Source organism: Pantoea sp. WEP (genome assembly GCF_041678305.1).
Lineage (GTDB): Bacteria > Pseudomonadota > Gammaproteobacteria > Enterobacterales > Enterobacteriaceae > Pantoea > Pantoea dispersa.
On sequence record NZ_JBGNXB010000001.1, the window covers coordinates 1,936,807 to 1,960,420 of the forward strand.

The 23,614-nt window shown below is 55.9% G+C and carries 22 protein-coding genes, 2 tRNA genes and 1 other RNA gene; 13 read left to right on the top strand and 12 right to left on the bottom strand.

The annotated features are described in order from the left end of the window. Positions 1-25: 25 nt before the first annotated feature. Positions 26-1,960 carry a protein kinase YeaG gene (yeaG, locus tag ABVR31_RS08890; protein ID WP_021510057.1) on the bottom strand — a complete coding sequence of 645 codons (1,935 nt, stop codon included), beginning with the start codon at positions 1,958-1,960 and terminating at the stop codon, positions 26-28. Between the two features lie 409 nt (positions 1,961-2,369). Between yeaG and ABVR31_RS08895 the strand changes: the two genes are divergently transcribed. Then, positions 2,370-3,119 carry a MipA/OmpV family protein gene (locus ABVR31_RS08895; RefSeq protein WP_058774604.1) on the top strand — a complete coding sequence of 250 codons (750 nt, stop codon included), beginning with the start codon at positions 2,370-2,372 and terminating at the stop codon, positions 3,117-3,119. A gap of 83 nt (positions 3,120-3,202) precedes the next feature. Next, positions 3,203-4,051: an aldo/keto reductase gene (locus ABVR31_RS08900; RefSeq protein ID WP_372772473.1), complete on the top strand. Its 849-nt coding sequence runs from the start codon at positions 3,203-3,205 to the stop codon at positions 4,049-4,051. Positions 4,052-4,075: 24 nt separating this feature from the next. On the opposite strand, the gene ABVR31_RS08905 is transcribed toward ABVR31_RS08900, so the two are convergent. After that, positions 4,076-4,951, bottom strand: a complete 876-nt coding sequence (locus ABVR31_RS08905) for a D-hexose-6-phosphate mutarotase (RefSeq protein WP_372772475.1) — start codon at positions 4,949-4,951, stop codon at positions 4,076-4,078. Positions 4,952-5,025: 74 nt separating this feature from the next. Continuing rightward, entirely contained in the window at positions 5,026-6,024 is a 999-nt protein-coding gene (gene gapA, locus ABVR31_RS08910) for a glyceraldehyde-3-phosphate dehydrogenase (protein ID WP_021510061.1), read from the bottom strand. 338 nt (positions 6,025-6,362) lie between these two features. Here gapA and msrB point away from each other — a divergent pair, with 338 nt between their 5' ends. Together msrB and ABVR31_RS08920 are read left to right on the top strand one after the other, a co-directional pair. After that, positions 6,363-6,773 carry a peptide-methionine (R)-S-oxide reductase MsrB gene (msrB, locus tag ABVR31_RS08915; RefSeq protein WP_021510062.1) on the top strand — a complete coding sequence of 137 codons (411 nt, stop codon included), beginning with the start codon at positions 6,363-6,365 and terminating at the stop codon, positions 6,771-6,773. Positions 6,774-6,775: 2 nt separating this feature from the next. Beyond that, the gene (locus tag ABVR31_RS08920; protein WP_058774606.1) at positions 6,776-7,057 is read left to right on the top strand and encodes a YeaC family protein; all 282 of its coding nucleotides are present in this window, start codon (positions 6,776-6,778) and stop codon (positions 7,055-7,057) included. 35 nt (positions 7,058-7,092) lie between these two features. Here the strand turns inward: ABVR31_RS08920 and pncA are convergent, their stop codons facing one another. The 3 genes from pncA to sppA form a co-directional block, all read right to left on the bottom strand. Then, on the bottom strand, positions 7,093-7,701 hold the full coding sequence (pncA, locus tag ABVR31_RS08925) for a bifunctional nicotinamidase/pyrazinamidase (protein ID WP_372772477.1): 609 nt from the start codon (positions 7,699-7,701) through the stop codon (positions 7,093-7,095). A 16-nt stretch (positions 7,702-7,717) separates the two neighbouring features. Continuing rightward, on the bottom strand, positions 7,718-8,731 hold the full coding sequence (gene ansA, locus ABVR31_RS08930) for an asparaginase (RefSeq protein ID WP_136547151.1): 1,014 nt from the start codon (positions 8,729-8,731) through the stop codon (positions 7,718-7,720). 85 nt (positions 8,732-8,816) lie between these two features. Beyond that, the gene (gene sppA / locus ABVR31_RS08935; protein ID WP_372772479.1) at positions 8,817-10,673 is read right to left on the bottom strand and encodes a signal peptide peptidase SppA; all 1,857 of its coding nucleotides are present in this window, start codon (positions 10,671-10,673) and stop codon (positions 8,817-8,819) included. A gap of 171 nt (positions 10,674-10,844) precedes the next feature. Here sppA and ABVR31_RS08940 point away from each other — a divergent pair, with 171 nt between their 5' ends. The 4 genes from ABVR31_RS08940 to ABVR31_RS08955 all read left to right on the top strand — a co-directional run bounded on the left by ABVR31_RS08940 (position 10,845) and on the right by ABVR31_RS08955 (position 14,833). Next, positions 10,845-11,396, top strand: coding sequence for an NAD(P)H nitroreductase (locus tag ABVR31_RS08940; protein ID WP_058774609.1), 552 nt, complete (start codon positions 10,845-10,847; stop codon positions 11,394-11,396). A 153-nt stretch (positions 11,397-11,549) separates the two neighbouring features. Continuing rightward, positions 11,550-12,593: a selenide, water dikinase SelD gene (selD, locus tag ABVR31_RS08945; protein ID WP_262257902.1), complete on the top strand. Its 1,044-nt coding sequence runs from the start codon at positions 11,550-11,552 to the stop codon at positions 12,591-12,593. Between the two features lie 21 nt (positions 12,594-12,614). Further along, positions 12,615-14,537, top strand: a complete 1,923-nt coding sequence (locus ABVR31_RS08950; RefSeq protein ID WP_372772481.1) for a DNA topoisomerase III — start codon at positions 12,615-12,617, stop codon at positions 14,535-14,537. Continuing rightward, on the top strand, positions 14,537-14,833 hold the full coding sequence (locus ABVR31_RS08955; RefSeq protein WP_021510070.1) for a YnjH family protein: 297 nt from the start codon (positions 14,537-14,539) through the stop codon (positions 14,831-14,833). Before ABVR31_RS08950 ends, ABVR31_RS08955 begins: the two co-directional genes overlap by 1 nt. Before the next feature lie 33 nt (positions 14,834-14,866). Here ABVR31_RS08955 and xthA read toward each other — a convergent pair whose 3' ends face one another. From xthA to ABVR31_RS08985, 6 genes are all read right to left on the bottom strand, one after another. After that, complete coding sequence (xthA, locus tag ABVR31_RS08960) at positions 14,867-15,673, bottom strand: exodeoxyribonuclease III (protein ID WP_372772483.1); 807 nt, start codon at positions 15,671-15,673, stop codon at positions 14,867-14,869. Positions 15,674-16,033: 360 nt separating this feature from the next. After that, positions 16,034-16,160: non-coding RNA, RtT sRNA (locus ABVR31_RS08965), on the bottom strand. A 39-nt stretch (positions 16,161-16,199) separates the two neighbouring features. Further along, a tRNA-Tyr gene (locus tag ABVR31_RS08970) sits at positions 16,200-16,284 on the bottom strand. A 44-nt stretch (positions 16,285-16,328) separates the two neighbouring features. Next, a tRNA-Tyr gene (locus tag ABVR31_RS08975) sits at positions 16,329-16,413 on the bottom strand. A gap of 144 nt (positions 16,414-16,557) precedes the next feature. After that, entirely contained in the window at positions 16,558-17,406 is an 849-nt protein-coding gene (gene purU, locus ABVR31_RS08980; protein WP_031280214.1) for a formyltetrahydrofolate deformylase, read from the bottom strand. Between the two features lie 57 nt (positions 17,407-17,463). After that, positions 17,464-17,919 (bottom strand): YchJ family protein, encoded by a 456-nt coding sequence (locus tag ABVR31_RS08985; protein WP_372772485.1) that lies wholly within the window; start codon positions 17,917-17,919, stop codon positions 17,464-17,466. A 96-nt stretch (positions 17,920-18,015) separates the two neighbouring features. On the opposite strand from ABVR31_RS08985, the gene rssA reads away from it, so the two are divergent. The 5 genes from rssA to ABVR31_RS09010 all read left to right on the top strand — a co-directional run bounded on the left by rssA (position 18,016) and on the right by ABVR31_RS09010 (position 23,526). Next, complete coding sequence (gene rssA, locus ABVR31_RS08990) at positions 18,016-18,921, top strand: patatin-like phospholipase RssA (RefSeq protein ID WP_021510074.1); 906 nt, start codon at positions 18,016-18,018, stop codon at positions 18,919-18,921. Positions 18,922-19,022: 101 nt separating this feature from the next. Then, positions 19,023-20,039 (top strand): two-component system response regulator RssB, encoded by a 1,017-nt coding sequence (gene rssB / locus ABVR31_RS08995; protein ID WP_021510075.1) that lies wholly within the window; start codon positions 19,023-19,025, stop codon positions 20,037-20,039. 192 nt (positions 20,040-20,231) lie between these two features. Beyond that, on the top strand, positions 20,232-21,140 hold the full coding sequence (gene galU, locus ABVR31_RS09000; RefSeq protein ID WP_021510076.1) for a UTP--glucose-1-phosphate uridylyltransferase GalU: 909 nt from the start codon (positions 20,232-20,234) through the stop codon (positions 21,138-21,140). A gap of 23 nt (positions 21,141-21,163) precedes the next feature. Continuing rightward, positions 21,164-22,504: a UDP-glucose/GDP-mannose dehydrogenase family protein gene (locus ABVR31_RS09005; protein ID WP_021510077.1), complete on the top strand. Its 1,341-nt coding sequence runs from the start codon at positions 21,164-21,166 to the stop codon at positions 22,502-22,504. A gap of 14 nt (positions 22,505-22,518) precedes the next feature. Then, on the top strand, positions 22,519-23,526 hold the full coding sequence (locus ABVR31_RS09010; RefSeq protein WP_058757710.1) for an NAD-dependent epimerase: 1,008 nt from the start codon (positions 22,519-22,521) through the stop codon (positions 23,524-23,526). Positions 23,527-23,614 lie beyond the last annotated feature (88 nt).

Genomic DNA, 23,614 nt, shown 5'->3' on the forward strand with positions numbered 1-23,614 from the left:
ATGCCGCGTAGCTTACCGCTGTCGATTATGACGATTTGCGCACGCGCAGATACCATTCGCACAGCAGACGCACCTGCTTGCGGGTATAGCCTTTTTCCATCATGCGATCGACAAAATCGTCGTGTTTTTTCTGTTCGTCCGTGGATGTTTTGGTGTTGAACGAAATCACCGGCAGCAACTCCTCGGTGTTGGAGAACATTTTCTTCTCGATCACCGTGCGCAGTTTTTCGTAGCTGGTCCAGTTTGGATTGCGTCCGTTATTCTGCGCCCGTGCGCGCAGCACAAAGTTGACAATTTCGTTACGGAAATCTTTCGGGTTACTGATCCCGGCAGGTTTCTCAATCTTTTCCAGCTCGGCATTGAGTGATTCACGATCGAACAGCTGGCCGGTATCCGGATCGCGATACTCCTGATCCTGAATCCAGAAATCCGCGTAAGTGACGTAGCGGTCGAAGATATTCTGACCATACTCCGAATAGGATTCGAGGTAAGCGGTCTGAATCTCTTTGCCAATGAACTCCGCATATTTCGGAATCAGATAGCCCTTCAGGTGTTCCAGATATTTCTCAGCCTGATCCTGCGGGAACTGCTCGCGCTCGATCTGCTGTTCCAGCACGTAAAACAGGTGCACCGGGTTAGCCGCTACTTCGGCATGGTCGAAGTTAAACACGCGTGACAGAATCTTAAATGCGAAGCGGGTCGACAGGCCGTTCATGCCTTCATCCACCCCGGCGTAATCGTGATACTCCTGCCACGATTTCGCTTTCGGATCGGTGTCTTTCAGGCTTTCACCGTCATACACGCGCATCTTCGAGTAGATACTGGAGTTTTCCGGCTCTTTCAGGCGCGACAGAATCGAGAAGCGCGCCAGCGTTTCCAGCGTGCCGGGTGCGCAAGGCGCGGTGGTCAGCTCACTATGGTTGAGCAGTTTTTCATAAATTTTGATCTCCTCGGACACGCGCAGGCAGTAAGGCACCTTCACGATGTAAACGCGGTCGAGGAAAGCTTCGTTGTTCTTGTTGTTACGGAACGTCACCCACTCTGATTCGTTGGAGTGCGCCAGAATGATGCCGTTAAACGGCAGGGCGGAAATCCCTTCGGTACCGTTATAGTTACCTTCCTGAGTAGCGGTCAGCAGCGGATGCAGCACTTTAATGGGTGCTTTGAACATCTCCACGAATTCCATGATGCCCTGGTTGGCGCGGCACAGCGCACCCGAATAACCGTAGGCATCCGGATCGTTTTGCGCGTGGTTTTCCAGCTTACGGATATCCACTTTACCCACCAGCGCTGAAATATCCTGGTTGTTCTCATCACCCGGTTCGGTTTTGGCGATAGCCAGCTGTTCCAGAATCGACGGCCACACTTTCACCACTTTGAAGCGGGTGATGTCGCCGCCAAAGTCATGCAACCGTTTTGCCGCCCACGGCGACATAATGGTGCCAAGGTAACGCCGCGGCACGCCGTACTCTTTTTCCAGAATATTGGCGTCTTCCTGCGGATTAAACAGGCACAGCGGATGGTCATTGACCGGGCTGCGTTCACCGTCGGCACTCAGCACATAGATCGGCACGCGCTGCATCAGCGCTTTAAGCCGTTCGGCCAGCGAGGATTTACCGCCGCCCACCGGGCCGAGCAGGTACAGAATCTGTTTCTTCTCCTCCAGCCCCTGCGCGGCGTGTTTCAGGTAGGAGACGATCTGCTCAATCGCTTCCTCCATACCGTAAAACTCTTCAAAGGCCGGGTAGCGTCCGATGACGCGGTTCGAGAAGATACGGGAAAGGCGAGGCTCCTGGGCAGTATCGACCATCACAGGCTCACCGATGGCCATCAATAGTCGTTCTGCCGCGTTGGCGTATGCACTGCGATCCTGCTTACAGATGGTGAGGAATTCCTGCAGTGTGAACTCTTCGTCCTTGGCAGCTTCATAACGCTGACGATAGTGATCGAATATATTCATAGCGATGCCCGTCCTTTCGTTTTTAGCACAGGTAAAGGAGCGTAATAAGATGCTCTTGCAGCTCCCGGAAGATATTCTTTATTGAGTACAGCAACCCTTATGCCAACCTGACGATTTTTTATCGGGATTCACAATTCTTATGGTTACTCTGCTCGTACAAAAAATTCTCGTCTTACTTTTACTGTAGAAGGCAATCAGAAAAATTGCTCCGTCTTTTCTCCTTATTTAGCGATATATCAATAACAAAGTCTCATAAGCGCTAAGGCCGTCACGCCCTTGCGGCAACAGGTGCGCTGCGTCTCAGACGCTTCTGACAGGATAAAAAGGAAATCAACATTAAAAGTTAAACCAGTGGCAAAATTTGGTTAGACTCTGCGTGTGATTGTTATATTAATGGAATGAATAAATTGTGAACCATTTCAAACTTAAAGCGCTTGCTCTGATGTGTCCTTGCTATTTTGCGGCGTTCAGCACTTACGCTGAACCCGTGTCACTTGGGGCTTCGGTTATTTATGCCCAGTCGCCGTACCGCGGCGGCCAGGACCGTTATCTGCCGATCCCGGTCATCAATTATGAAGGGGAAAACTTTTGGTTCCGCAGCCTGCAGGGCGGTTATTACCTGTGGAAAGACCCGCAGAATCAGCTGTCGTTAACGCTGCTGGGCTCGCCGCAGCAGTATGACCCGAAAGATAACGATCTGGGCGATATGAAAGGGCTGGACAAGCGTCGCATGACGCTGATGGCCGGCGCGACTTATCGTCACGTTGCTGACTGGGGGATTGTGCGTACCGCGCTGCTGGGCGATGTGCTGAATAACAGCAACGGCATGATTTGGGACCTGACCTACCTGTACCGCTTTGATTTCGGCGCGTTCAGCCTGACGCCGGGCATTGGCGCAATGTGGAACAGTGCCAACCAAAACCGCTATTACTACGGCGTTTCCGGCCACGAAAGCGCGCGTACCGGCATCGATCGCTATCACCCGGACGATAGCTGGTCGCCTTACGTCGAGATGAACGCCAGCTACCAGATCAGCGAGAGCTGGAACGCCAGCCTGTCAGGCCGTTATACCCGCTTCGCCAGTGAAATTAAAGACAGTCCAATGGTAGATAAAGACGGTCAGTTTACGCTGTGGACCGGCGTCAGCTACAGCTTCTGATGACCGCACGAACGCCTCATAATGAGGCGTTTTTGTTACCTTGCACCAATATTGCGCCCCATAATGGCGCAACAGGAGGTGAGATGAAGACGATTCAGTTTAACGACGATACGCCGTTACCAGCTATCGGCCAGGGCACCTGGTATATGGGCGAAAATCCGGCACAGCGGGCGCAGGAAACCGCTGCGCTGCAGGCTGGACTGGACGCCGGACTGAAACTGATCGATACCGCTGAGATGTATGCCGAAGGCGGCGCGGAAGAGGTGGTCGGCGCAGCGCTGCGCGGCCGGCGCGATCAAGCCTGGTTGGTATCAAAAGTTTACCCGTGGAACGCCGGTGAGGTCGATGCGATTGACGCCTGTGAGCGCAGTCTGCGCCGTCTGCAGACGGACTATCTCGATCTTTATCTGTTGCACTGGCGCGGTAATGTTCCGCTGGAAGAGACCGTGCGCGCCATGCAAACGCTGCAGCAGCAGGGCAAAATTCGCCACTGGGGCGTCTCCAATTTTGATAGCGACGATCTGCAGGAACTGTGGAGTGAAGCCGGTGGTATGGGCTGCGCGACTAATCAGGTGCTGTACCATCTGGCTTCGCGCGGTATTGAATTCAATCTACTGCCGCTCTGTCAGCAGCACCATACGCCCGTCATGGCTTACTGTCCGCTGGCGCAGGCCGGACGGCTGCGTCAGGCGCTGTTTGACGATGCGACTCTGCAGCAGATTGCACAACAGAAGGGCATCAGCATCGCTCAGTTGCTGCTGAGCTGGGTGATTCGCCAGCAGGGCGTGATGGCCATTCCCAAGGCGGGCAGCGTGGCTCACGTGCAGGAGAATGCGGCGGCCCTGAATATCACCCTGGCCAGCGATGAACTGGCGCTGCTGGATCGCGCCTTTCCGCCGCCGCAGCACAAACTGGCGCTGGATGTGGTGTAAACGGCGCATGCGCGCCGTTCAGCATTACTTATTGCGGATTCTCAGCGTGACGCCAAGGCGGGCAGGGGTTTCACCGGCACTTTTCATCGGCTTGTTAATCCGCGCCGTCTCCACGCACACCATGGTTTTATAACCATCATTAGGCATATCGGCCATGCTGCAGGACAGTGCCGGGCCAGGATTCCAGGTGACAACGTCACTTTGATGATGGTGGTAGACTTCAATCTGGCGCTTACCGGCGCGATCGTGGATCACGCTGCAGTCTTCCGCTGCGGTATGAATGCGATCAACCCGATCGGGATAGGTTTGTTTACCGTCCGCTGCGCTGCCGATGGCATTGTCCTGCACCTTATCGATATAGCTGTTGCCGAGCCCGCTGACTTCAACCTGCGCAATGTCCGCCACCTGAAAATAGCTGTGCAGCGCGGCAGTGGCTTCATAATCGCCCCAGGTTTCCAGCTCAATCTCACAGTGTTCAGCAATGCGGAAGCGCGCCAGCAGCGTGAAATCGTGCGGCCACAGTTTTTTCGTTTGTGCATTACTTTCCAGCGTGAACGTCAGCATGACCGCATCTTCGTTCTCATCATGCGCCGTCAGCGTCCATGGCTGATTACGGGCAAAGCCATGCGCAGGTTCACCTGCCGGACCAAACCACGGCCAGCAGACCGGCACGCCGCCGCGAATGGCTTTGCCGCTGACGAACGGCGTCTTGTCGCTAAGCCAGATGGCGGGCTGCTGACCGGCCGGCTGCCATGCCAGCAGGTGCGCACCCTGCAGGGCAATGGCGGCGCGCACTTTCGGATGGCTGATCACCAGAATCGGCAATTCACCCATCTGACGCTGCGACAGGTAAGGGGTGATCTGCGTCACCACGGGCAAGTTAAAGAGCGAATTGTGCATTGTCAGACCTTCTCTCATCCAATCGAAAAAAAAGGGGCGACCGAAGTCACCCCTTGTCTGTTTAGCCGGTTAGCTTACTTAGCAGCAACCAGTGCAATCAGATCCAGAACCTTGTTTGAGTAACCGGTTTCGTTATCGTACCAGGAAACCAGTTTCACAAAGTTGTCGTTCAGAGCGATACCGGCTTTCGCGTCGAACACGGAAGTCAGGGTTTCGCCGTTGAAGTCGGTAGAAACCACGTCGTCTTCGATGTAGCCCAGCACGTCTTTCATGTCACCTTCAGCAGCGGCTTTGATGGCTGCACAGATGTCTTTGTAAGACGCTGGTTTTTCCAGACGAACGGTCAGGTCAACCACAGACACGTTTGGCGTTGGTACGCGGAACGCCATACCAGTCAGTTTACCGTTCAGCTCTGGCAGAACTTTGCCAACTGCTTTCGCTGCGCCAGTAGAAGATGGAATGATGTTCTGCGCTGCACCGCGGCCGCCGCGCCAGTCTTTGTGAGACGGGCCATCAACGGTTTTCTGGGTGGCGGTGGTGGCGTGAACAGTGGTCATCAGACCTTCAACGATACCGAACTTGTCGTTGATTACTTTAGCCAGCGGTGCCAGGCAGTTGGTGGTGCAGGAAGCGTTAGACACGATGTCCTGGCCGGCATATTTGTCGAAGTTGGCACCACGAACGAACATTGGGGTGTCATCTTTAGACGGGCCAGTCAGAACCACTTTCTTCGCGCCGGCAGTGATGTGTTTACGTGCGGTTTCGTCGGTCAGGAAGATACCGGTTGCTTCAGCAACAACGTCAACGCCCACTTCGTCCCATTTCAGGTTAGCCGGGTCTTTCTCAGCGGTAACACGGATTTTTTTACCGTTAACGATCAGCGCGCCATCTTTCACTTCTACGGTGCCGTCGAAACGACCGTGTGTAGAGTCATACTTCAGCATGTAAGCCATGTAATCGGCGTCGAGCAGGTCGTTGATCGCAACGATTTCGATGTCAGAACGCTGCTGAGCAGCACGGAAAACGATGCGACCGATACGGCCAAAACCGTTGATACCTACTTTGATAGTCATATATTCCACCAGCTATTTGTTAGTGAATAAAAGGTTGGCTGTAAAATTACAAAAACCTTACCAGGCGTCAAGCGGAATCGTGTCAATTGTTGCGACAGGTCAATTCCAGCGCCAGGAATAATTGGGTGCGCAAACGCTTGCGCAACGCCCTTGTTGCGCACCTATCTTACGCCGAATGCAGACTAAAAAGGGATGACTGTTGCAAAGAGTGATCGTCATCACAAAATTGCGCAGTGCTGGTCGGGGCAAAAGCATCCGCACGAAAAAAGACCCGGAAGATGTTGTTCGTTTGTTAGAATACTAGACGATTTTTACAGAATGACACTCCGGAACTCAAAATGGCTAAAGACACCGCACCCGAGGCAAAAATTGCCCAGCTGTCGGAAATGCAGCGCTACGTCACTCAGCATCGTGGAACCGAACCGCCTTTCACCGGCGCGCTATTGCACAACAAGCAGGAGGGCATCTATCACTGCCTGGTCTGCAACGCACCGCTGTTTCTCTCCGAAACCAAGTATGACTCCGGCTGCGGCTGGCCGAGCTTTTACCAGCCGTATAACGATGAAGCTATCCGCTATCTGGAAGATGACTCGCACGGTATGCACCGCGTCGAAATCCGCTGCGGTAACTGCGACGCCCATCTGGGCCACGTTTTCCCGGATGGCCCGCAGCCAACCGGTGAGCGCTATTGTGTCAACTCAGCGTCGCTGAACTTTACCGACGAGCAGGGCAATCAGCACGAGGGCTGAGCATGAAGCAGGAACTGGAAGCAATGCTGGCGGCGATGACGCCGGAAGTCTACGAGCGCCTCGCCAGCGCGGTGGAAACCGGCAAGTGGCCAGACGGCGTGGCGCTGACGCAGGATCAGAAAGATAACTGTCTGCAGCTGGTGATGCTGTGGCAGGCGCGCCATAACGACGAACCGCAGCACATGACCATCGGTAAAGGCGGTGAGATGGTGATGAAGTCGAAAAAACAGCTGAAGGAAGAGTGGGGAATCGAGTCCGACGTGACGCGCATCAACCTGCATTAACCGGCTGCAGGGCTGGAGAGTTCCAGCCCTGATTTTCAGATAATGACCGCACCCTGCGCCTGCATCTGCGCGATCGCGATCTCGCTGTCGTCCGGATTGAGATTGACGCCACGGCAGCCTTCCTGCACCACCTCAACCTGATATCCCAGTTCCAGCGCATCCAGCACGCTGTACTTGACGCAATAATCGGTCGCCAGGCCGAGCATCACCAGGTGAGTAATGCCGCGCTCGCGCAGCCAGCTGTCGAGCTCGGTTTTGCGGCGGTGCCCGTTATCGAAAAAGGCGCTGTAGCTATCCACATCCACATCGCCGCCTTTATGGAACACCGCATCAATCAGACTGCGATCGAGATCCGGATGGAAATCCGCGCCCTGTGAGTGCTGCACGCCGTGATCCGGCCACCAGATCTGCGCCAGACCATTCAGTTCACCGAGCGTATACACCGGCTCGCCAGAGACCGAGGCAAAGCTGCCGTGATTAGCCGGATGCCAGTCCTGCAACGCCACCACGCATTCACCGCGCGCGCGGAATTCGCGTGCATAGCGATTAGCAACGGCAACCGTCTGGTCACCTTCACGCACGGCCATCGGGCCGCCGGGGCAAAAATCGTTCTGAATATCGATGATTATCAATGCCCGCTTCATGGGATTTTGCTCCGTATCAATCTTCGGTCAGTTCGCCACGTAAATTCTGCTGCATTTTGGCACGAATTTCAGCGCTGGTGAGGTTCTGGCTTAACAAAAAGTGCAGTTTAGTCAGGGTGGCCTCGACGGTGAGATCAAAACCACTGATCACGCCGGCGTGTTCCAGTGCGTTGCCGGTGGCGTAACCGCCCATATTGACCTTACCGGACATGCACTGCGTCAGGTTCACCACCACAATGCCGCGCTCGCTGGCCTGCTGCAGTTCGGCAAGAAACTCGGCGTTTTGTGGCGCGTTGCCCACACCGTAAGAGCGCAGAATCAGCGCCTTCACCGGCTGACGCAGGAAATTGCGTACCACGTCGGCAGAGATACCAGGATAAATGGTCACCACGCCAATCGGCTGAGGAGTGATCGGATGGACGATCAGCTCACCGCTGCCGCGCGGTGCCGGCGGCGTATTGAGACGGCGAATATGGATGCCTGCTTCCAGCAGCGGCGACAGGTTCGGTGACGCAAACGCATTAAAGCCGTCGGCGTGGGCTTTGGTGGTGCGGTTACCGCGGAATAGCGTGTTGTTGAAGAACAGCGCCACTTCATTAATCGGATAGTTAGCCGCAACGTACAGCGAGTTCAGCAAATTTTGCTGACCGTCTGAGCGCAGCTCGGCCAGCGGGATCTGCGACCCGGTGACGATCACCGGCTTGGCCAGGTTCTCCAGCATGAACGACAGCGCCGACGCGGTGAACGCCATGGTATCGGTGCCATGCAGAATGACGAAACCGTCATAGCGATCGTAGTTCAGCTGGATGTCGTCAGCGATTGACTGCCAGTCCTGCGGCGTCATATCCGAGGAGTCAATCAGCGGCTGGTATTCGTGGATGGTAAAATCCGGCATTTCCGGACGGTGAAACTCTGGCATCATCGCCAGCTGCTGCTGCAGATGGCCAGAGACCGGAATGTAACCCTGCGCGGAGCGTTGCATACCGATGGTCCCGCCCGTGTAGGCTACATAGATATTTTTCTTTTGCATGAATGAACTCAGACTTGCCGTAAAACGCGCAGTATAAGGGGATTAGCGGGGAAAAGCAGCCCGACCAGCGGCCGGGCTGTAAAGATTAGCGTACGTTGCCGCAGGTCAGGCAGAACGCGTAACGGTTTTGCGGATCGTTGAGATTATTCATCAGGCCCGGCTGCGCCTGCAGCGCGCCCATCACTTCGCTGACCGGAGCCGGCAGCCACACTTTCAGCGCGGCCGGCAGCACGGCCTGTGCCGACGCATTCATCTGGTTAAGCAGCAGGTCGATCATCCCCGGATCGTCCTGATACCAGCTCAGTTCAGGTTTCGCGACCTTCGCCAGCTCGGCGGCTTTAGCCACCGCATCGTCGAAGTCGCCCAGCGCATCCACCAGCCCATTGGCTTTGGCATCGCTACCGGTCCAGACGTGACCCTGCGCAATGGCATCAATCTGCTGTGGCGTTTTATGGCGTGACGTCGCGACCAGACCGACAAAGTTGCGATAACCGTTTTCAATGGTCAGCTGCATCAGCTGCTGCACTTCAGTCGGCAGCGCTTTGGTGGTCGACACATCCGCCAGCGGCGAGGTGGCAACGCCATCGCTGTGCACGCCGATGCTGCTCAGGCTGTTCTCCACCGTATTGATCACGCCAAAGATGCCGATCGACCCGGTCAGGGTGCTCGGCGCAGCAACGATGTAGTCGGCCGGCGTGGAGATCCAGTAGCCGCCCGATGCCGCCATGCCGCCCATCGACACCACCACCGGCTTGCCGGCGTCGTGCGCCGCCGCCAGCTCTTCGCGGATGGCCTCAGAGGCCGTTACGCTGCCGCCCGGGCTGTTGACGCGCAGCACGATGGCTTTGATTTTGTCGTCGAGGCGGGCGTCGCGGATTTGTGCTGCGGTGGTGTCGCCACCGACGTTGCCGGCGCTCTCTTCGCCATCCATGATGGCGCCGCTGGCGAGAATCACCGCAATGTTGCCATCCTGCTGCGGCGGTTGTTTGACGTTGTAGTCATAGATGCTGACGTTGCGGTAGTCGTTGATGGCTTTATCCCAGCCAAAGGTTTTCACCAGCTCGCGATCGGCGGCAGCGCGCGAATCCAGCACATCCACCAGTTTGTTATCCAGGGCATATTTAGCGGTATCGCCCTGAACGGCCTGCAGACCGCTGATGATGCCCGCCGCCCCCGGAAACAGCTGCTGCGGCGTGATTTGCCGGTTGGCGGATACCGTGTTGAGGTAGTTCTGCCACAGCTGGCCGACCCAGCGGCCATCAGCATCGCGCGCTTCCGGCGACATATCATCACGCAGGAAAGGTTCAACTGCGGACTTATAGGTGCCGACACGGAACACGTGTGAGCTGACTTTCAGCTTATCCAGCAGGGATTTGTAATACAGGCCGTTGGTGGCGAAACCGTGCAGATCCACCGTGCCCTGCGGCGACAGATACACCTTCGTGGCGTAGCTGGCGAGATAGTATTGCGCCTGGCTATAGCTGTCGCCGAGGGCAAAAATGGGTTTGCCCGCGTCGCGGAATTCGCGCAGCGCCTTACCCACGTACTGCAGCGAAGGCTGATCGCCGCCGGCAAAATCGCGCAGATCCAGCACCATGCCGGTGATATTTTTATCGCTCTTTGCCTGACGAATGGCATCGACCACATCAAACAACGAGTTTTCCTGCAAACGATCGCTGCTGGCACCCAGCAGCTGGCGGCTGATGCGGCTCAGACGATTGCTGACCGACGGTTTGTCCACCAGCACGCCGCTCAGATCGACTTTCAGCGCACCCTGCTGCACCGGTTCACTGCTGCTGGCGCTGGATAGCTGCAGCCAGATGCCGACGCCGGCCAGAATTAACACAATCAGGAACAGATTCAGGATAAATTCCCGGATAAAATTCAGCACCCGCCAGCTCCAGCGGAACAGGCCAGCAATAATTCGCCACAATGTGCGCATAAACTCTCCATATTCACGTAGCCAGGGCAGCCGGTATGCGGTCTGCCCCGATGTCGGGTTCATCCTAAAGAGCAGCGTGCGAAAAGTCAGCAGGAAATCGCGCCAGACTGTTACAAAAATTCGCGCTGTGCCAGGATTAGCCCACGCTTTGTTAATCACGGGAGAATCAAGATGGATGCACTGGAATTACTGGTAAACCGTCGTTCAGCGTCGCGTCTGACCGAGCCGGCACCGGCCGGTGAAGTGCTGCAGAATATTCTGCATGCGGGTATGCGCGCACCGGATCACGGCACGCTGCAGCCGTGGCGCTTCATCATTATTGAAAATGAGGGGCGCGAACGCTTTAGCCATCTGCTGGAGCAGGCCGCACGCGACAGCCAGCTGGATGACAAAGCCATCGAGAAGGCCCGGACGTCACCGTTCCGCGCGCCGATGATCATCACCGTTGTCGCGCACTGCGAAGCCTCCGCCAAAGTGCCGCGCTGGGAGCAGGTCGTGTCCGCGGGTTGCGCGGTGATGGCGATGCAAATGGCGGCCGTCGCGCAGGGCTTTAACGGCATCTGGCGCAGCGGGCCATGGACCGACCATCCGCAGGTACGCGCCGCCTTTGGCTGCCGCGAGCAGGATGCGATTGTGGGTTTCCTCTACCTCGGAACGCCGCAGCTGAAAGCCAATACCACCGTGGTTGCGCCCGACAGCGAGGCGTTTGTCAGTTATTTCTGACAGACAGCAGCGGGTTTCTGCGGCAAGGTGCATGCAACGACACTGATTGCACAGTCGCTGTGCGAAAGATCGCGCTTAGCGGCGACAGCGCTTACCAGCAGCGGGCAGCCAGGCTAACATAGCCCTCTCTGTTCAGCGCACAAGGAACCCGCCATGAGCGAACCGCTTCGTTTGACGCAATACAGCCACGGCGCTGGCTGCGGCTGTAAAATTTCACCTCAGGTGCTTGAGACCATTCTGCACAGCGAACTGGCTGCCTTTCACGATCCGCAACTGCTGGTCGGCAATGAAACCCGTGACGATGCTGCCGTGTACGATCTTGGCAACGGCACGGCGGTAGTCAGCACCACTGACTTCTTTATGCCCATCGTTGACGATCCGCACACCTTTGGCCGTATCGCGGCCACCAACGCCATCAGTGATATTTACGCCATGGGCGGCAAACCGATCATGGCCATCGCTATTCTCGGCTGGCCGGTTAATGTGCTGGATGCGAAGGTGGCACAGCAGGTGATTGAAGGCGGTCGCGCGGCCTGCCAGGCGGCCGGCATCGCGCTGGCGGGTGGTCACTCAATTGATGCGCCGGAACCGATTTTTGGCCTTGCCGTTACCGGCATCGTTGACGTGGCGCGCGTGAAAAAGAACAGCGCTGCGCAGGCGGGCTGCGAGCTGTTCCTCACCAAACCGCTCGGCATCGGTATTCTGACTACCGCAGAGAAAAAAGGGCTGCTGCGTGCGGAGCATCAGACGCTGGCGGCGCAGGTGATGTGCCAGCTCAATAGCGCAGGGGCGGAATTTGCTAAACTGCCCGGCGTCAGCGCCATGACCGATGTCACCGGCTTTGGTCTGCTGGGGCATCTGAGTGAAATCTGTCTGGGCTCCGGCCTGCGCGCACATGTGCAGGCCGCACAGGTGCCGCGTCTGCCCGGCGTGGACCAGTACATTGCGGCCGGCGCGGTGCCGGGCGGCACCAGCCGCAACTTCGCCAGCTACGGCGAGCACATTTCTGCGATGGATGAGGCCACGCGCGCACTGCTGTGCGATCCGCAAACTTCCGGCGGGCTGCTGGTGGCGGTGCAGCCTGACGCTATTGCGGCGTTTCACGCGTGCGCCGTGCAGGCTGGCGTCGAGGCCACGGCGATCGGCTCGCTGCTGCCGGCCGACCGCGCCCATCCACTGATTACTGTAGTCACCTGACGTAAAGGAACGACGCCATTCATGCGTTTGTTTATTGCTGAAAAACCCAGTCTGGCACGCGCCATCGCCGATGTGCTACCCAAACCGCATCGACGTGGCGACGGCTATATTGCCTGTGGTAATGACCAGGTTGTGACCTGGTGTGTCGGGCATCTGCTGGAGCAGGCGCAGCCTGACAGCTATGACAGCCGCTATGCGCGCTGGAATCTGGCGGATTTACCCATCATCCCGGACAAATGGCGCCTGCAGCCGCGCCCGTCGGTGGCGAAGCAGCTCAAAGTGATCGAGGGCTTACTGCAGCAGGCCAGCGTGGTGGTGCACGCCGGTGACCCGGATCGCGAAGGACAACTGCTGGTCGACGAAGTGCTCGATTATCTGCAGCTGCCGGCTGAAAAGCGCCAGCAGGTGCAGCGCTGCCTGATTAACGACCTCAACCCTGCGGCGGTCGAGCGCGCGGTGAGCCGTTTGCGCGAGAACCGTGAATTCATTCCGCTGTGCGTCTCGGCGCTGGCCCGGGCGCGTGCTGACTGGCTGTATGGCATCAACATGACGCGCGCCTGGACGCTGCTGGGCCGCAACGCCGGTTACGACGGCGTGCTCTCGGTGGGACGCGTTCAGACGCCGGTGCTGGGACTGGTGGTGAGGCGCGATGAAGAGATCGAAAACTTTGTGCCGAAGGATTACTTCGAAGTTAAAGCGCACATTGTCACCCCGAAAGAGGAGCGCTTCGTTGCCAGCTGGATCCCCAGCGATGCCTGTGAACCGTGGCAGGATGACGAGGGCCGTTTGCTGCATCGTCCTCTCGCTGACCACGTGCTTGAACGTATCAACGGCAAACCGGCGTGGGTTACCGGTTACAACGATAAGCGGGAGTCAGAAACGGCGCCGCTGCCATTTTCTCTCTCCAGCCTGCAAATCGAGGCGGCGAAGCGTTTTGGCCTGAGTGCCCAGACGGTACTGGACTGCTGTCAGCGTTTGTATGAAACCCATAAGCTAATTACGTATCCGCGTTCGGACAGCCGCTATCTGCCGGACGAACATTTTGCCGGACGTCATGCGGTGCTGAACGCCATTCAGGCGCATCAGCCGGACGTATCGCTGCCGGCGGATTTCAATGCGGATCAGAAAAATCGCTGCTGGGACGATAAAAAAGTGGATGCGCACCATGCCATCATTCCTACGGCGCGCGCCAGCAAGGTGAACCTGAGCGACAATGAAGCCAATATTTACGCTCTGATTGCGCGCCAGTATCTGATGCAGTTTTGTCCCGACGCGGTATTTCGCAAATGCGTCATCGACCTCGATATCGGCGGTGGCAGGTTCGTCGCCAAAGCACGTTTTCTTGCCGAAGCCGGCTGGCGTGCGCTGCTGGGCAGTAAAGAGCGCGATGAAGAGAATGACGGCACGCCGCTGCCGGTGGTGAGCAAAGGCGATGAGCTGTTGTGTGAGCGTGGTGAGGTGCTGGCGAAGCAGACTCAGCCGCCGCGGCCGTTCACCGACGCCACGCTGCTGTCGGCCATGACCGGTATTGCCCGCTTTGTGCAGGATAAAGAATTAAAGAAAGTGCTGCGTGCGACCGATGGTTTAGGAACGGAAGCGACGCGTGCCGGCATCATAGAATTGCTGTTCCGCCGTACATTTCTGGTGAAAAAAGGTCGCTATATTCACTCAACCGAGGCGGGCAGGGCGCTGATTCATGCGTTACCGGAGATGGCCGCGCGGCCGGATATGACGGCGCACTGGGAGTCAACGCTTACCCGCATCAGTGAAAAAGCCTGTCGCTATGACGAGTTTATGCAGCCGCTGGTCAGTACCTTAATTGGTTTGATTGGTGAGGCGCGCCAGAGGCCGTCACTGCAGGCTTTTCGTGGATTAGCCGCGACCGGAGCGAAGACGCGCAGTAAAAGTAAAACGCCCCGGCGCAAAACGAAGGAGATGGAATAATGCGTTACGCAACGCTGTTGCTGAGTGGGCTGCTGCTGTGCAGCCATGCCGCGCTGGCTAATCGCCAGCCGGAGCCCGCGCGAATGGGCAATACCGATGTGGTGGTGGATATGCCGCCGGAAGTGTGGACGCAGGGGCAGAATCGTCAGCAGAACAACTGCCTGCAGTGCTGTATCTATGAAAACCGCAGCTACTCCGAAGGCGCTGTGGTGAAAGCGGAAGGCGTACTGCTGCAGTGTGCGCGTGACGAAAAAGTGCTGGGTACCAATCCGCTGATTTGGAAAATCATTAAATAAGCGGGCGTGGCGCGCGGGCGCCACGCTGTTCAGTTACAGCCTGAAACTGGACCACACCGGCGCGTGATCGGACGGCTTTTCCATACTGCGAATGTTGTAGTCGATGCCGCTGTCGATGCAGCGTGATGCCAGCGGTGGGCTGGCCAGCAGCAGATCGATGCGCAGACCGCGGTTGTCATCAAATCCTTTTGAGCGATAGTCGAACCACGAGAAGCGATCGGCGGTTTCCGGGTTTTTCTCACGCCACGTATCGACCAGTCCCCACTGCAGCAACCGGTCCATCCACTCGCGCTCTTCCGGCAGGAAAGAGCATTTGCCGGTGCGCAGCCAGCGCTTGCGGTTCTCTTCACCAATACCAATGTCCAGGTCGGTACTGCTGATGTTCATATCGCCCATGATCAGCACCGGCTTGTCGGCCGCCAGTTGCTGCTCGAGATAGCTTTGCAGGTCGCGATAGAACTTCTCTTTGGCCGGGAACTTGATGGGATGGTCACGGCTTTCCCCCTGCGGGAAGTAACCGTTGATGACGGTGATATCGCCAATCGGGCTGGGAATTTCTGCCATGATCAGACGTCGCTGGGAATCTTCGCCGTCATCAGGAAAACCGCGTCGAACTGCTACCGGCTGCGTCTTGGTCAGCAGCGCCACGCCGTAATGGCCTTTCTGGCCGTGATAAAACACGTTGTAACCGAGTTTGCTGACCTCTTCCAGCGGGAACATGTCATCGTGCACTTTGGTTTCCTGCAGGCCGATGACATCCGGTTGATGCTGTTCAACCAGCGCCGCCAGCTGATGAGGGCGTGCGCGCAAACCGTTGATGTTAAAAGAGACAAATTTCATTTCGCTGCCATTTTTCGTCGCAAAAGGTTGCGGCGATGGTAACCAGGTTTGCGGCAAAAGTCATGACTTGCGTCATAAGAGCGTGACGATAAGAGCGAGAGGCAGAACGCAGGTGATTTGTGGTGGTGGACGCAGGATAGCGGGGTAAGACAGGCGATGACGTTCAGCTGGGGGCGTTGATGTGAATATCCAGGTGCGCATTAATGCGCACCCTACAATCCGGGTGACAACTGGGACGATGAGAATAGAAACCGGTCACATGGGTAACACTTGAGTCCGTATCACTGTAGGGGCGCCATTGATGCCGGCCTGGCATCGCGTAAATTCAGATGTCGGTCTGGTGAAAAGTGCAGCATGAAAGGGTGGCGGGAGAAGGATTATTCGCCGCAAGCGGCTCACCCTGCGGGCCGCGCTGCGCGCGTTGTCTCACTGCGTTCGACCCGAACCTTCGGTCGAAGCTTCTCATCCTTCTCCGGATGTTATTTATTGGTTTTTCTATCGGCTGGGGGAGATGTGCAGCATGAAATGGTGGCGGGAGAAGGATTCGAACCTTCGAAGTCGATGACGGCAGATTTACAGTCTGCTCCCTTTGGCCGCTCGGGAATCCCGCCAGGGATATGAAGCTCAGAAGATTCAGGCGCAGAATGGATTCAGATGGTGGCGGGAGAAGGATTCGAACCTTCGAAGTCGATGACGGCAGATTTACAGTCTGCTCCCTTTGGCCGCTCGGGAATCCCGCCACTGGCCTGAATCTTTATGCCTGAAAGCGGGGCGCATCATACCAAATGCGTTCAGTCTGTAAAGCGCCCGCAGTAAAAAACTCAATCGTTTGCCCACTTTTTACGCGTGGCGCTGAAGAGTTGCGCAAATCAGCGCCGCAGTGGTTAAAGAATGATCGTGCGGTTGCCGTAAACAAACACGCGCTGGCCCAGCACTTTATACAGCGCGCGGCTCAGTACATTCTTTTCCACGTCGCGTCCGGCACGCATCATCTCTTCAGCGGTATAGCTGTGATCGACGTTAATCACGTCCTGCATGATGATCGGGCCTTCATCCAGGTTGTCGTTCACGTAGTGCGCTGTGGCACCGATGATCTTCACGCCGCGCTCATAGGCCTGATGATAAGGACGGGCGCCAATAAAGGCTGGCAGGAACGAGTGGTGAATATTGATGATCTGGTTGGGATAACGCTGCACAAACGCCGGCGTCAGCACGCGCATGTATTTCGCCAGCACCACGTAATCCGGCTGATAGCGATCGATCTCATCCGCCATGCGGTTATCGTGCTCTTCGCGCGTCAGGCCTTCATGGCTGACCAGCACGAACGGGATGTCAAAACGCTCGACCAGCGAACGCAGCGTTTCATGGTTACCAATAACGGCGGCGATTTCCATGTCCAGACCACCAAAAGCGCTCTTCATCAGCAGATCGCCCAGGCAATGCGCCTCTTTGGTGACCAGAATCACCACGCGGCGACGTCCGGCGCTGTGCAGCTCACGTACCGAACCGGTCGGCAGCGCGCTGTCGAGGTCAGCCAGTAGCGTGTTGTCGTTGAAAATGCCTTCCAGCTCTGTGCGCATGAAAAAGCGCCCGGTACGGTGATCGACGAACTCATTGTTCTGCACAATGTTCAGTTCGTGCTTGTAGCAAATGTTGGTGATCTTGGCGATCAGACCTTTGGCATCGGGGCAAATGGTCCGTAAAACTTTTCGTTGCATGGTTTGCGCTTGCATCTCGATCAGAGTCCTGTCAAAGCGATGAATGGTGAAGCTGTTGGGCATCTGTCCAGATTAGCCACAACATTTTTTGTGTTTTTTATCGGAGCCACAAGGACAGCGATCGTTACGCCCTAACTCCGGCGTTGTTCCGTCGACATAGTACCAGCGTTGATCCTCGCGAAGAAAGCGTGAACATTCATACAGGCTGCAGGTACGGCCTTTTTCGAGATAACGCGCAAAAAAAGTCACGAAGGCTTCATTCTCATGGCTTCCGTGATTACAACGGGTTACATTCAGGCCAAGCCATTCTGTGGTGGCGAAACTTTCGGATAATAGCGTCTCCAGTCCGGCCACGCGCTGGCTGGGATGCCAGGTTTCCACCAGCCAGGCGGCGTTTTGCTTAACGTAAGCGCTGTAACGCGAGCGCATTAACTGTTCAGCGCGCTGTGGCGTTTGTTGCCCGTTCAGAAAGGGCTGACAACATAGGCTATACTGCTCTCCGCTGCAGCAGGGGCACTTTTCGGACACATCATCTCCTGAGAGTGATTAAAGTTAATGAAAGTGTGCGCTATGTTAGCCGACTGGCCAGCGTGAAGCTACGCATCAGGTTGATCACGAGGTGAGATGAGAAAAGTCAGGATTGGGCTGGCCCTGGGATCGGGCGCTGCCAAAGGCTGGGCGCATATCGGTGTCATTAACGCGCTGGAGCGCGCCGGTATTGAGGTGGATGTCGTTGCCGGCTGTTCCGTCGGCGCACTGGTGGGTTCTGCCTACGTCAACGGCCGTCTGGCGTTGATGGAGAAGTGGGTCAGCGCATTTCGCTACTGGGATGTTATCCGTCTGATGGATCTCTCATGGCAGCGTGGCGGCCTGCTACGCGGCGACCGGGTGTTTAGCCATATCCGTCAGCTGATCCCTAACGAGCTCATCGAAGACGCGGACAAGCGCTTTGGCGTGGTGGCAACCAACCTCAGCACCGGACGCGAGCTGTGGCTGACCGAAGGGGATTTGCACCAGGCGGTGCGTGCATCGTGTAGTATGCCAGGCTTATTGCCTCCGGTTGGCTACAATGGTTATTGGCTGGTGGATGGTGCGGTGGTCAATCCGGTGCCGATTTCGCTGACCCGCGCGCTGGGCGCTGACATTGTGATTGCCGTTGACCTGCAACATGATGCGCACCTGATGCAGCAGGATCTGCTGTCGGTCACGCCGCAGAGCGGTGAAGAGGCGGCAGCGGCAGAAGCACTGAGCTGGGGCAAAAAACTGCGCCAGCGTCTGATGGGGTTGACCCATCGGCGCGCCAGCCAGTCTCCAGGCGCGATGGAAATTATGTCAACGTCAATCCAGGTATTGGAAAATCGCCTGAAACGTAATCGTATGGCAGGCGATCCGCCGGATGTGCTGATTCAGCCTTTTTGTCCGCAGATTTCAACGCTGGACTTTCATCGGGCTGAAGAGGCCATTGCGGCAGGCAAGGCCGCCGTGGAGAAAAAAATGGATGAACTATTACCGCTGGTCCGTAGCAGATAATCAGTTGTTCATTCACGGGGGTTGTGACTTCAGCCAATTCTGAAAGGCGCAACGGCGTTTTATGAACCACTATTGAAATATCTGGTACGCAGGGGGAGAGAATGGAAAAACCGCTAATCGGCAAAAAGATACTCATTGTCGAAGATGAGGTCGTTTTCCGTTCATTGCTGGACACATTGTTAACTGGCCTCGGAGCCAGCACGTTCGAAGCGGGCGATGGACTCGACGGCCTGAATTTACTCGCCGCGCAGTCGGTGGACCTGGTCATTTGCGATCTGGAAATGCCGCGCATGGGCGGTATTGAGTTTGTCGAGCGAATTCGTACACGTGGTAATAGCGTGCCCATCCTGATCATCTCCGCCACGCAGAACATGGCCGATATTGCCCACGTGCTGCGCCTTGGCGTGCAGGACGTGCTGCTCAAGCCGCTAAAAAACCTGGAACGTTTCCGTGAAGCGGTGTTTGAGTGCCTCTATCCTTCGATGTTCACCTCGAAAGTGGAAGAAGATGAACAGCTCTTTCAGGACTGGGATGCCCTGGTGCGCGATCCGCTCGCTGCCGCCAAGCTGCTCAAACAGCTGCAACCGCCAGTCCAGCAAACCATCGCCAGTTGCCGCATAAACTACCGTCAACTCACCATGGCGGAACAGCCGGGGCTGGTGCTGGATATTGCCGCGTTGTCGGACAAAGATCTGGCGTTTTATTGCCTGGACGTAACGCGTGCCGGCGACAACGGCGTGCTGGCTGCATTATTGCTCAGAGCACTGTTCAACGGTTTATTGCAGGAGCAACTGTCCGGGCAAAAGCAACGTCTGCCGGAACTCAATGGTCTGCTGCGTCAGGTGAATATGCTGTTGCGTCAGGCCAACCTGAACGGTCAGTTCCCGCTGCTGGTGGGCTACTACCATCGTCAGTTGAAAAATCTGATTCTGGTTTCAGCCGGCCTGAATGCCACACTGCACATCAATACTCAGCAAATCCAGCTCAGTAACGGCGTGCCGCTTGGCACTATGGGCAGCACCCATCTTAATCAAATCAGCCAGCGCGCCGATGCCTGGCAATGTCACGTCTGGGGAGCCGGCGGCCGGCTTCGCCTGATGTTATCGTCCGAAGAATAGCCACTCAGATTTATATTTTCCGCGGGTTAAAGACAGGGCCAAAGCTTAGCTTTACACTTGGGTAATAGTCTTAAATTCCGCGGATTAACTCCATCCAGGATAAATCCGTCTGACACTAACTGATATACTCATTTCGTTTTTAAACCGACATATCAAGTATTAACTTGAACGGCCTATTAAGAGAGGTATTTGATGTCTGCCTATAAGTCTAAAGTAAAAAAAGCGGTAATCCCGGTTGCAGGTCTGGGTACGCGTATGCTGCCTGCCACCAAAGCTATTCCAAAAGAGATGTTACCGCTGGTCGATAAGCCGTTGATCCAGTATGTCGTGAACGAATGTATTGCTGCGGGTATTAATGAGATCGTGCTGGTTACGCACTCCTCTAAAAACTCCATCGAAAACCATTTTGATACCAGTTTCGAACTGGAAGCGATGCTGGAAAAACGCGTGAAGCGTCAGCTGCTGGATGAAATCCAGTCAATCTGCCCGCCACACGTCACCATCATGCAGGTACGTCAGGGTATCGCTAAGGGCCTCGGTCACGCCGTGATGTGTGCTCATCCGCTGGTCGGTGATGAGCCAGTCGCGGTGATTCTGCCAGACGTGATTATTGATGAGTACGAATCTAACCCAACCAAAGATAACCTGGCAGAAATGCTGACGCGCTTCGAAGAGAGCGGTCGCAGCCAGATCATGGTTGAGCCAGTTGCCGATGTCACCGCTTACGGCGTGGTTGACTGCCAGGGCGCAGAGTTGGCACCGGGCCAGAGCGCACCGATGGTGGGCGTGGTTGAGAAGCCAAAAGCCTCGGAAGCGCCATCTAACCTGGCGGTAGTGGGGCGTTACGTGCTGTCTGCGGACATCTGGCCTCTGCTGGCGAAAACCCCTCCGGGTGCCGGCGGCGAAGTACAGCTGACCGACTCCATCGCCATGCTGATGGAAAAAGAGACCGTAGAAGCTTACCACCTGACCGGCGTGAGCCACGACTGCGGTAATAAACTGGGTTATATGCAAGCTTTTGTTGAGTATGGCGTGCGTCATCCGGTGCTGGGCAAAGATTTCGCTCAGTGGCTCGACGGCGTTGCAGGCAACAAAAAGTAATTCATTAAGCACAGGATAATTCAATGAAAGTCACTGTATTTGGTATCGGCTATGTCGGTCTGGTTCAGGCTGCGGTGTTGGCCGAAGTCGGACATGACGTTCTCTGTATTGATGTCGACGAAAAGAAAGTCGAAAACCTGAAAAAGGGCATCATCCCAATTTTTGAACCGGGTCTGACGCCACTGGTTATGTCGAACTATGAAGCGGGGCGTCTGAAATTCAGCACCAACGCAGAAGAGGGCGTAAACCATGGCGTAATGCAATTTATTGCTGTGGGCACGCCGCCGGATGAGGATGGCTCTGCCGACCTGAAATATGTGACTGCGGTTGCGCGTACTATCGCGCAGCACATGAACGATCACAAAGTCGTCATCGACAAATCTACCGTACCGGTAGGCACCGCTGACCGCGTGCGCGCGGTGATGAGCGAAACGCTGAAGCAGCGTGATGCCAATATTGCGTTCGATGTGGTCTCCAACCCGGAGTTCCTGAAAGAGGGCGCCGCAGTTAACGATTGCATGCGTCCTGAACGTATCGTGGTGGGCACCGACAATGATGAAGTGGTCGAACTGCTGCGTGAACTGTACGAGCCGTTTAACCGTAATCACGACCGCATGATTCTGATGGATATTCGCAGTGCAGAGCTGACCAAATATGCAGCTAACTGCATGCTGGCAACCAAAATCAGCTTCATGAACGAGATTTCCAACCTTGCGGAACGCCTGGGTGCTGACGTGGAAAAAGTACGTCAGGGCATCGGTTCTGATTCACGCATCGGTTATCACTTTATTTATCCGGGCTGTGGTTACGGCGGTTCCTGCTTCCCGAAAGACGTGCAGGCGCTGATTCGCACTGCAGAGTCAATCGGCTACACCCCGCGCCTGCTGCAGGCGGTAGAAGACGTCAACGATTCGCAGAAGAACAAGCTGCCGACGTTTATTAAACGTCATTTTGGCGACGATCTGCGTGGCAAGACGTTTGCGCTGTGGGGTCTGGCGTTCAAACCGAATACCGACGACATGCGTGAAGCCTCAAGCCGCGTGCTGATGGAAGCACTGTGGCAGGCGGGCGCAACGGTGCAGGCGTTTGATCCGGAAGCGATGGAAGAAGCCCAGCGCATCTACGGCCATCGTGACGATCTGAAGCTGTGCGGCACTAAAGAAGCTGCGCTGCAGGGCGCCGATGGTCTGGTGATCTGCACCGAGTGGCAGAACTTCCGTGCTCCGGATTTCGACGTGATTAAATCCTCGTTAAAACAACCCGTGATTTTTGATGGTCGTAACCTGTATGATCCGGAGCGTATCAGCAAACGCGGTTTCGTTTATTATGCAATCGGCCGCGGAGCGTCTATTCAAATTGTGTAATAAATGAGGGATGTATGAATTTTCTGGTCACCGGCGCGGCAGGATTTATTGGTTTTCACGTTAGTCAGCGTTTGCTGGCTGCCGGTCACCAGGTTGTTGGTATCGATAACCTGAATGATTACTACGATGTCAGCCTGAAACAGGCGCGCCTCGACCAGATTACCGCACATCCCGCGTTTACTTTCCTTAAAATGGACCTGGCGGATCGCCAGGCCATTTCTTCCCTATTTGAACAGCATGCTTTTGCGCGCGTGATCCATTTAGGCGCACAGGCAGGGGTTCGCTATTCCATCGAGAATCCGCACGCCTACGCTGATGCCAACCTGATTGGTCACTTAAATATTCTGGAAGGTTGCCGTCATCATAAGATTGGCCACCTGCTGTATGCTTCATCGAGTTCGGTTTATGGCCTGAACCGTAAAATGCCGTTCTCCACGGATGATTCGGTTGATCATCCGGTATCACTTTATGCTGCGACGAAAAAAGCCAACGAATTAATGTCGCATACCTATTCACACCTTTACCAATTACCTACCACCGGATTGCGCTTCTTTACCGTTTATGGTCCGTGGGGCCGTCCGGATATGGCGCTGTTTAAGTTCACCCGCGCGATGCTGGCCGGTGACGCGATTGATGTGTATAACCGCGGCCAGATGACACGTGACTTCACCTATATTGATGATATTGCCGAAGCGATTGTGCGTTTGCAGGACGTGATTCCGCAGGCAGATGAAAACTGGACGGTGGAAAACGGCTCGCCTGCCACCAGTTCGGCGCCGTATCGCGTGTACAATATTGGCAATAGTCAGCCTACCAGCCTGATGACTTACATTGAGTCGCTGGAAAAAGCGCTGGGGATTGAGGCGAAGAAAAATATGCTGCCGATGCAGCCCGGCGATGTATTAGGCACTAGTGCAGACACCCAGCCGCTGTATGACGCGATAAATTTCCGCCCGCAGACCAGCGTAGAGCAGGGCGTGCAGCGTTTTGTTGACTGGTACCGCGACTTCTATCAGCAGTAAATCGCGATAAAAAAAGGAAGCCAGCGGCTTCCTTTTTTCTTACCCGGTGTAAAACAGAGCACAGCGCCAGGGCTGGCATGCTGCGAAG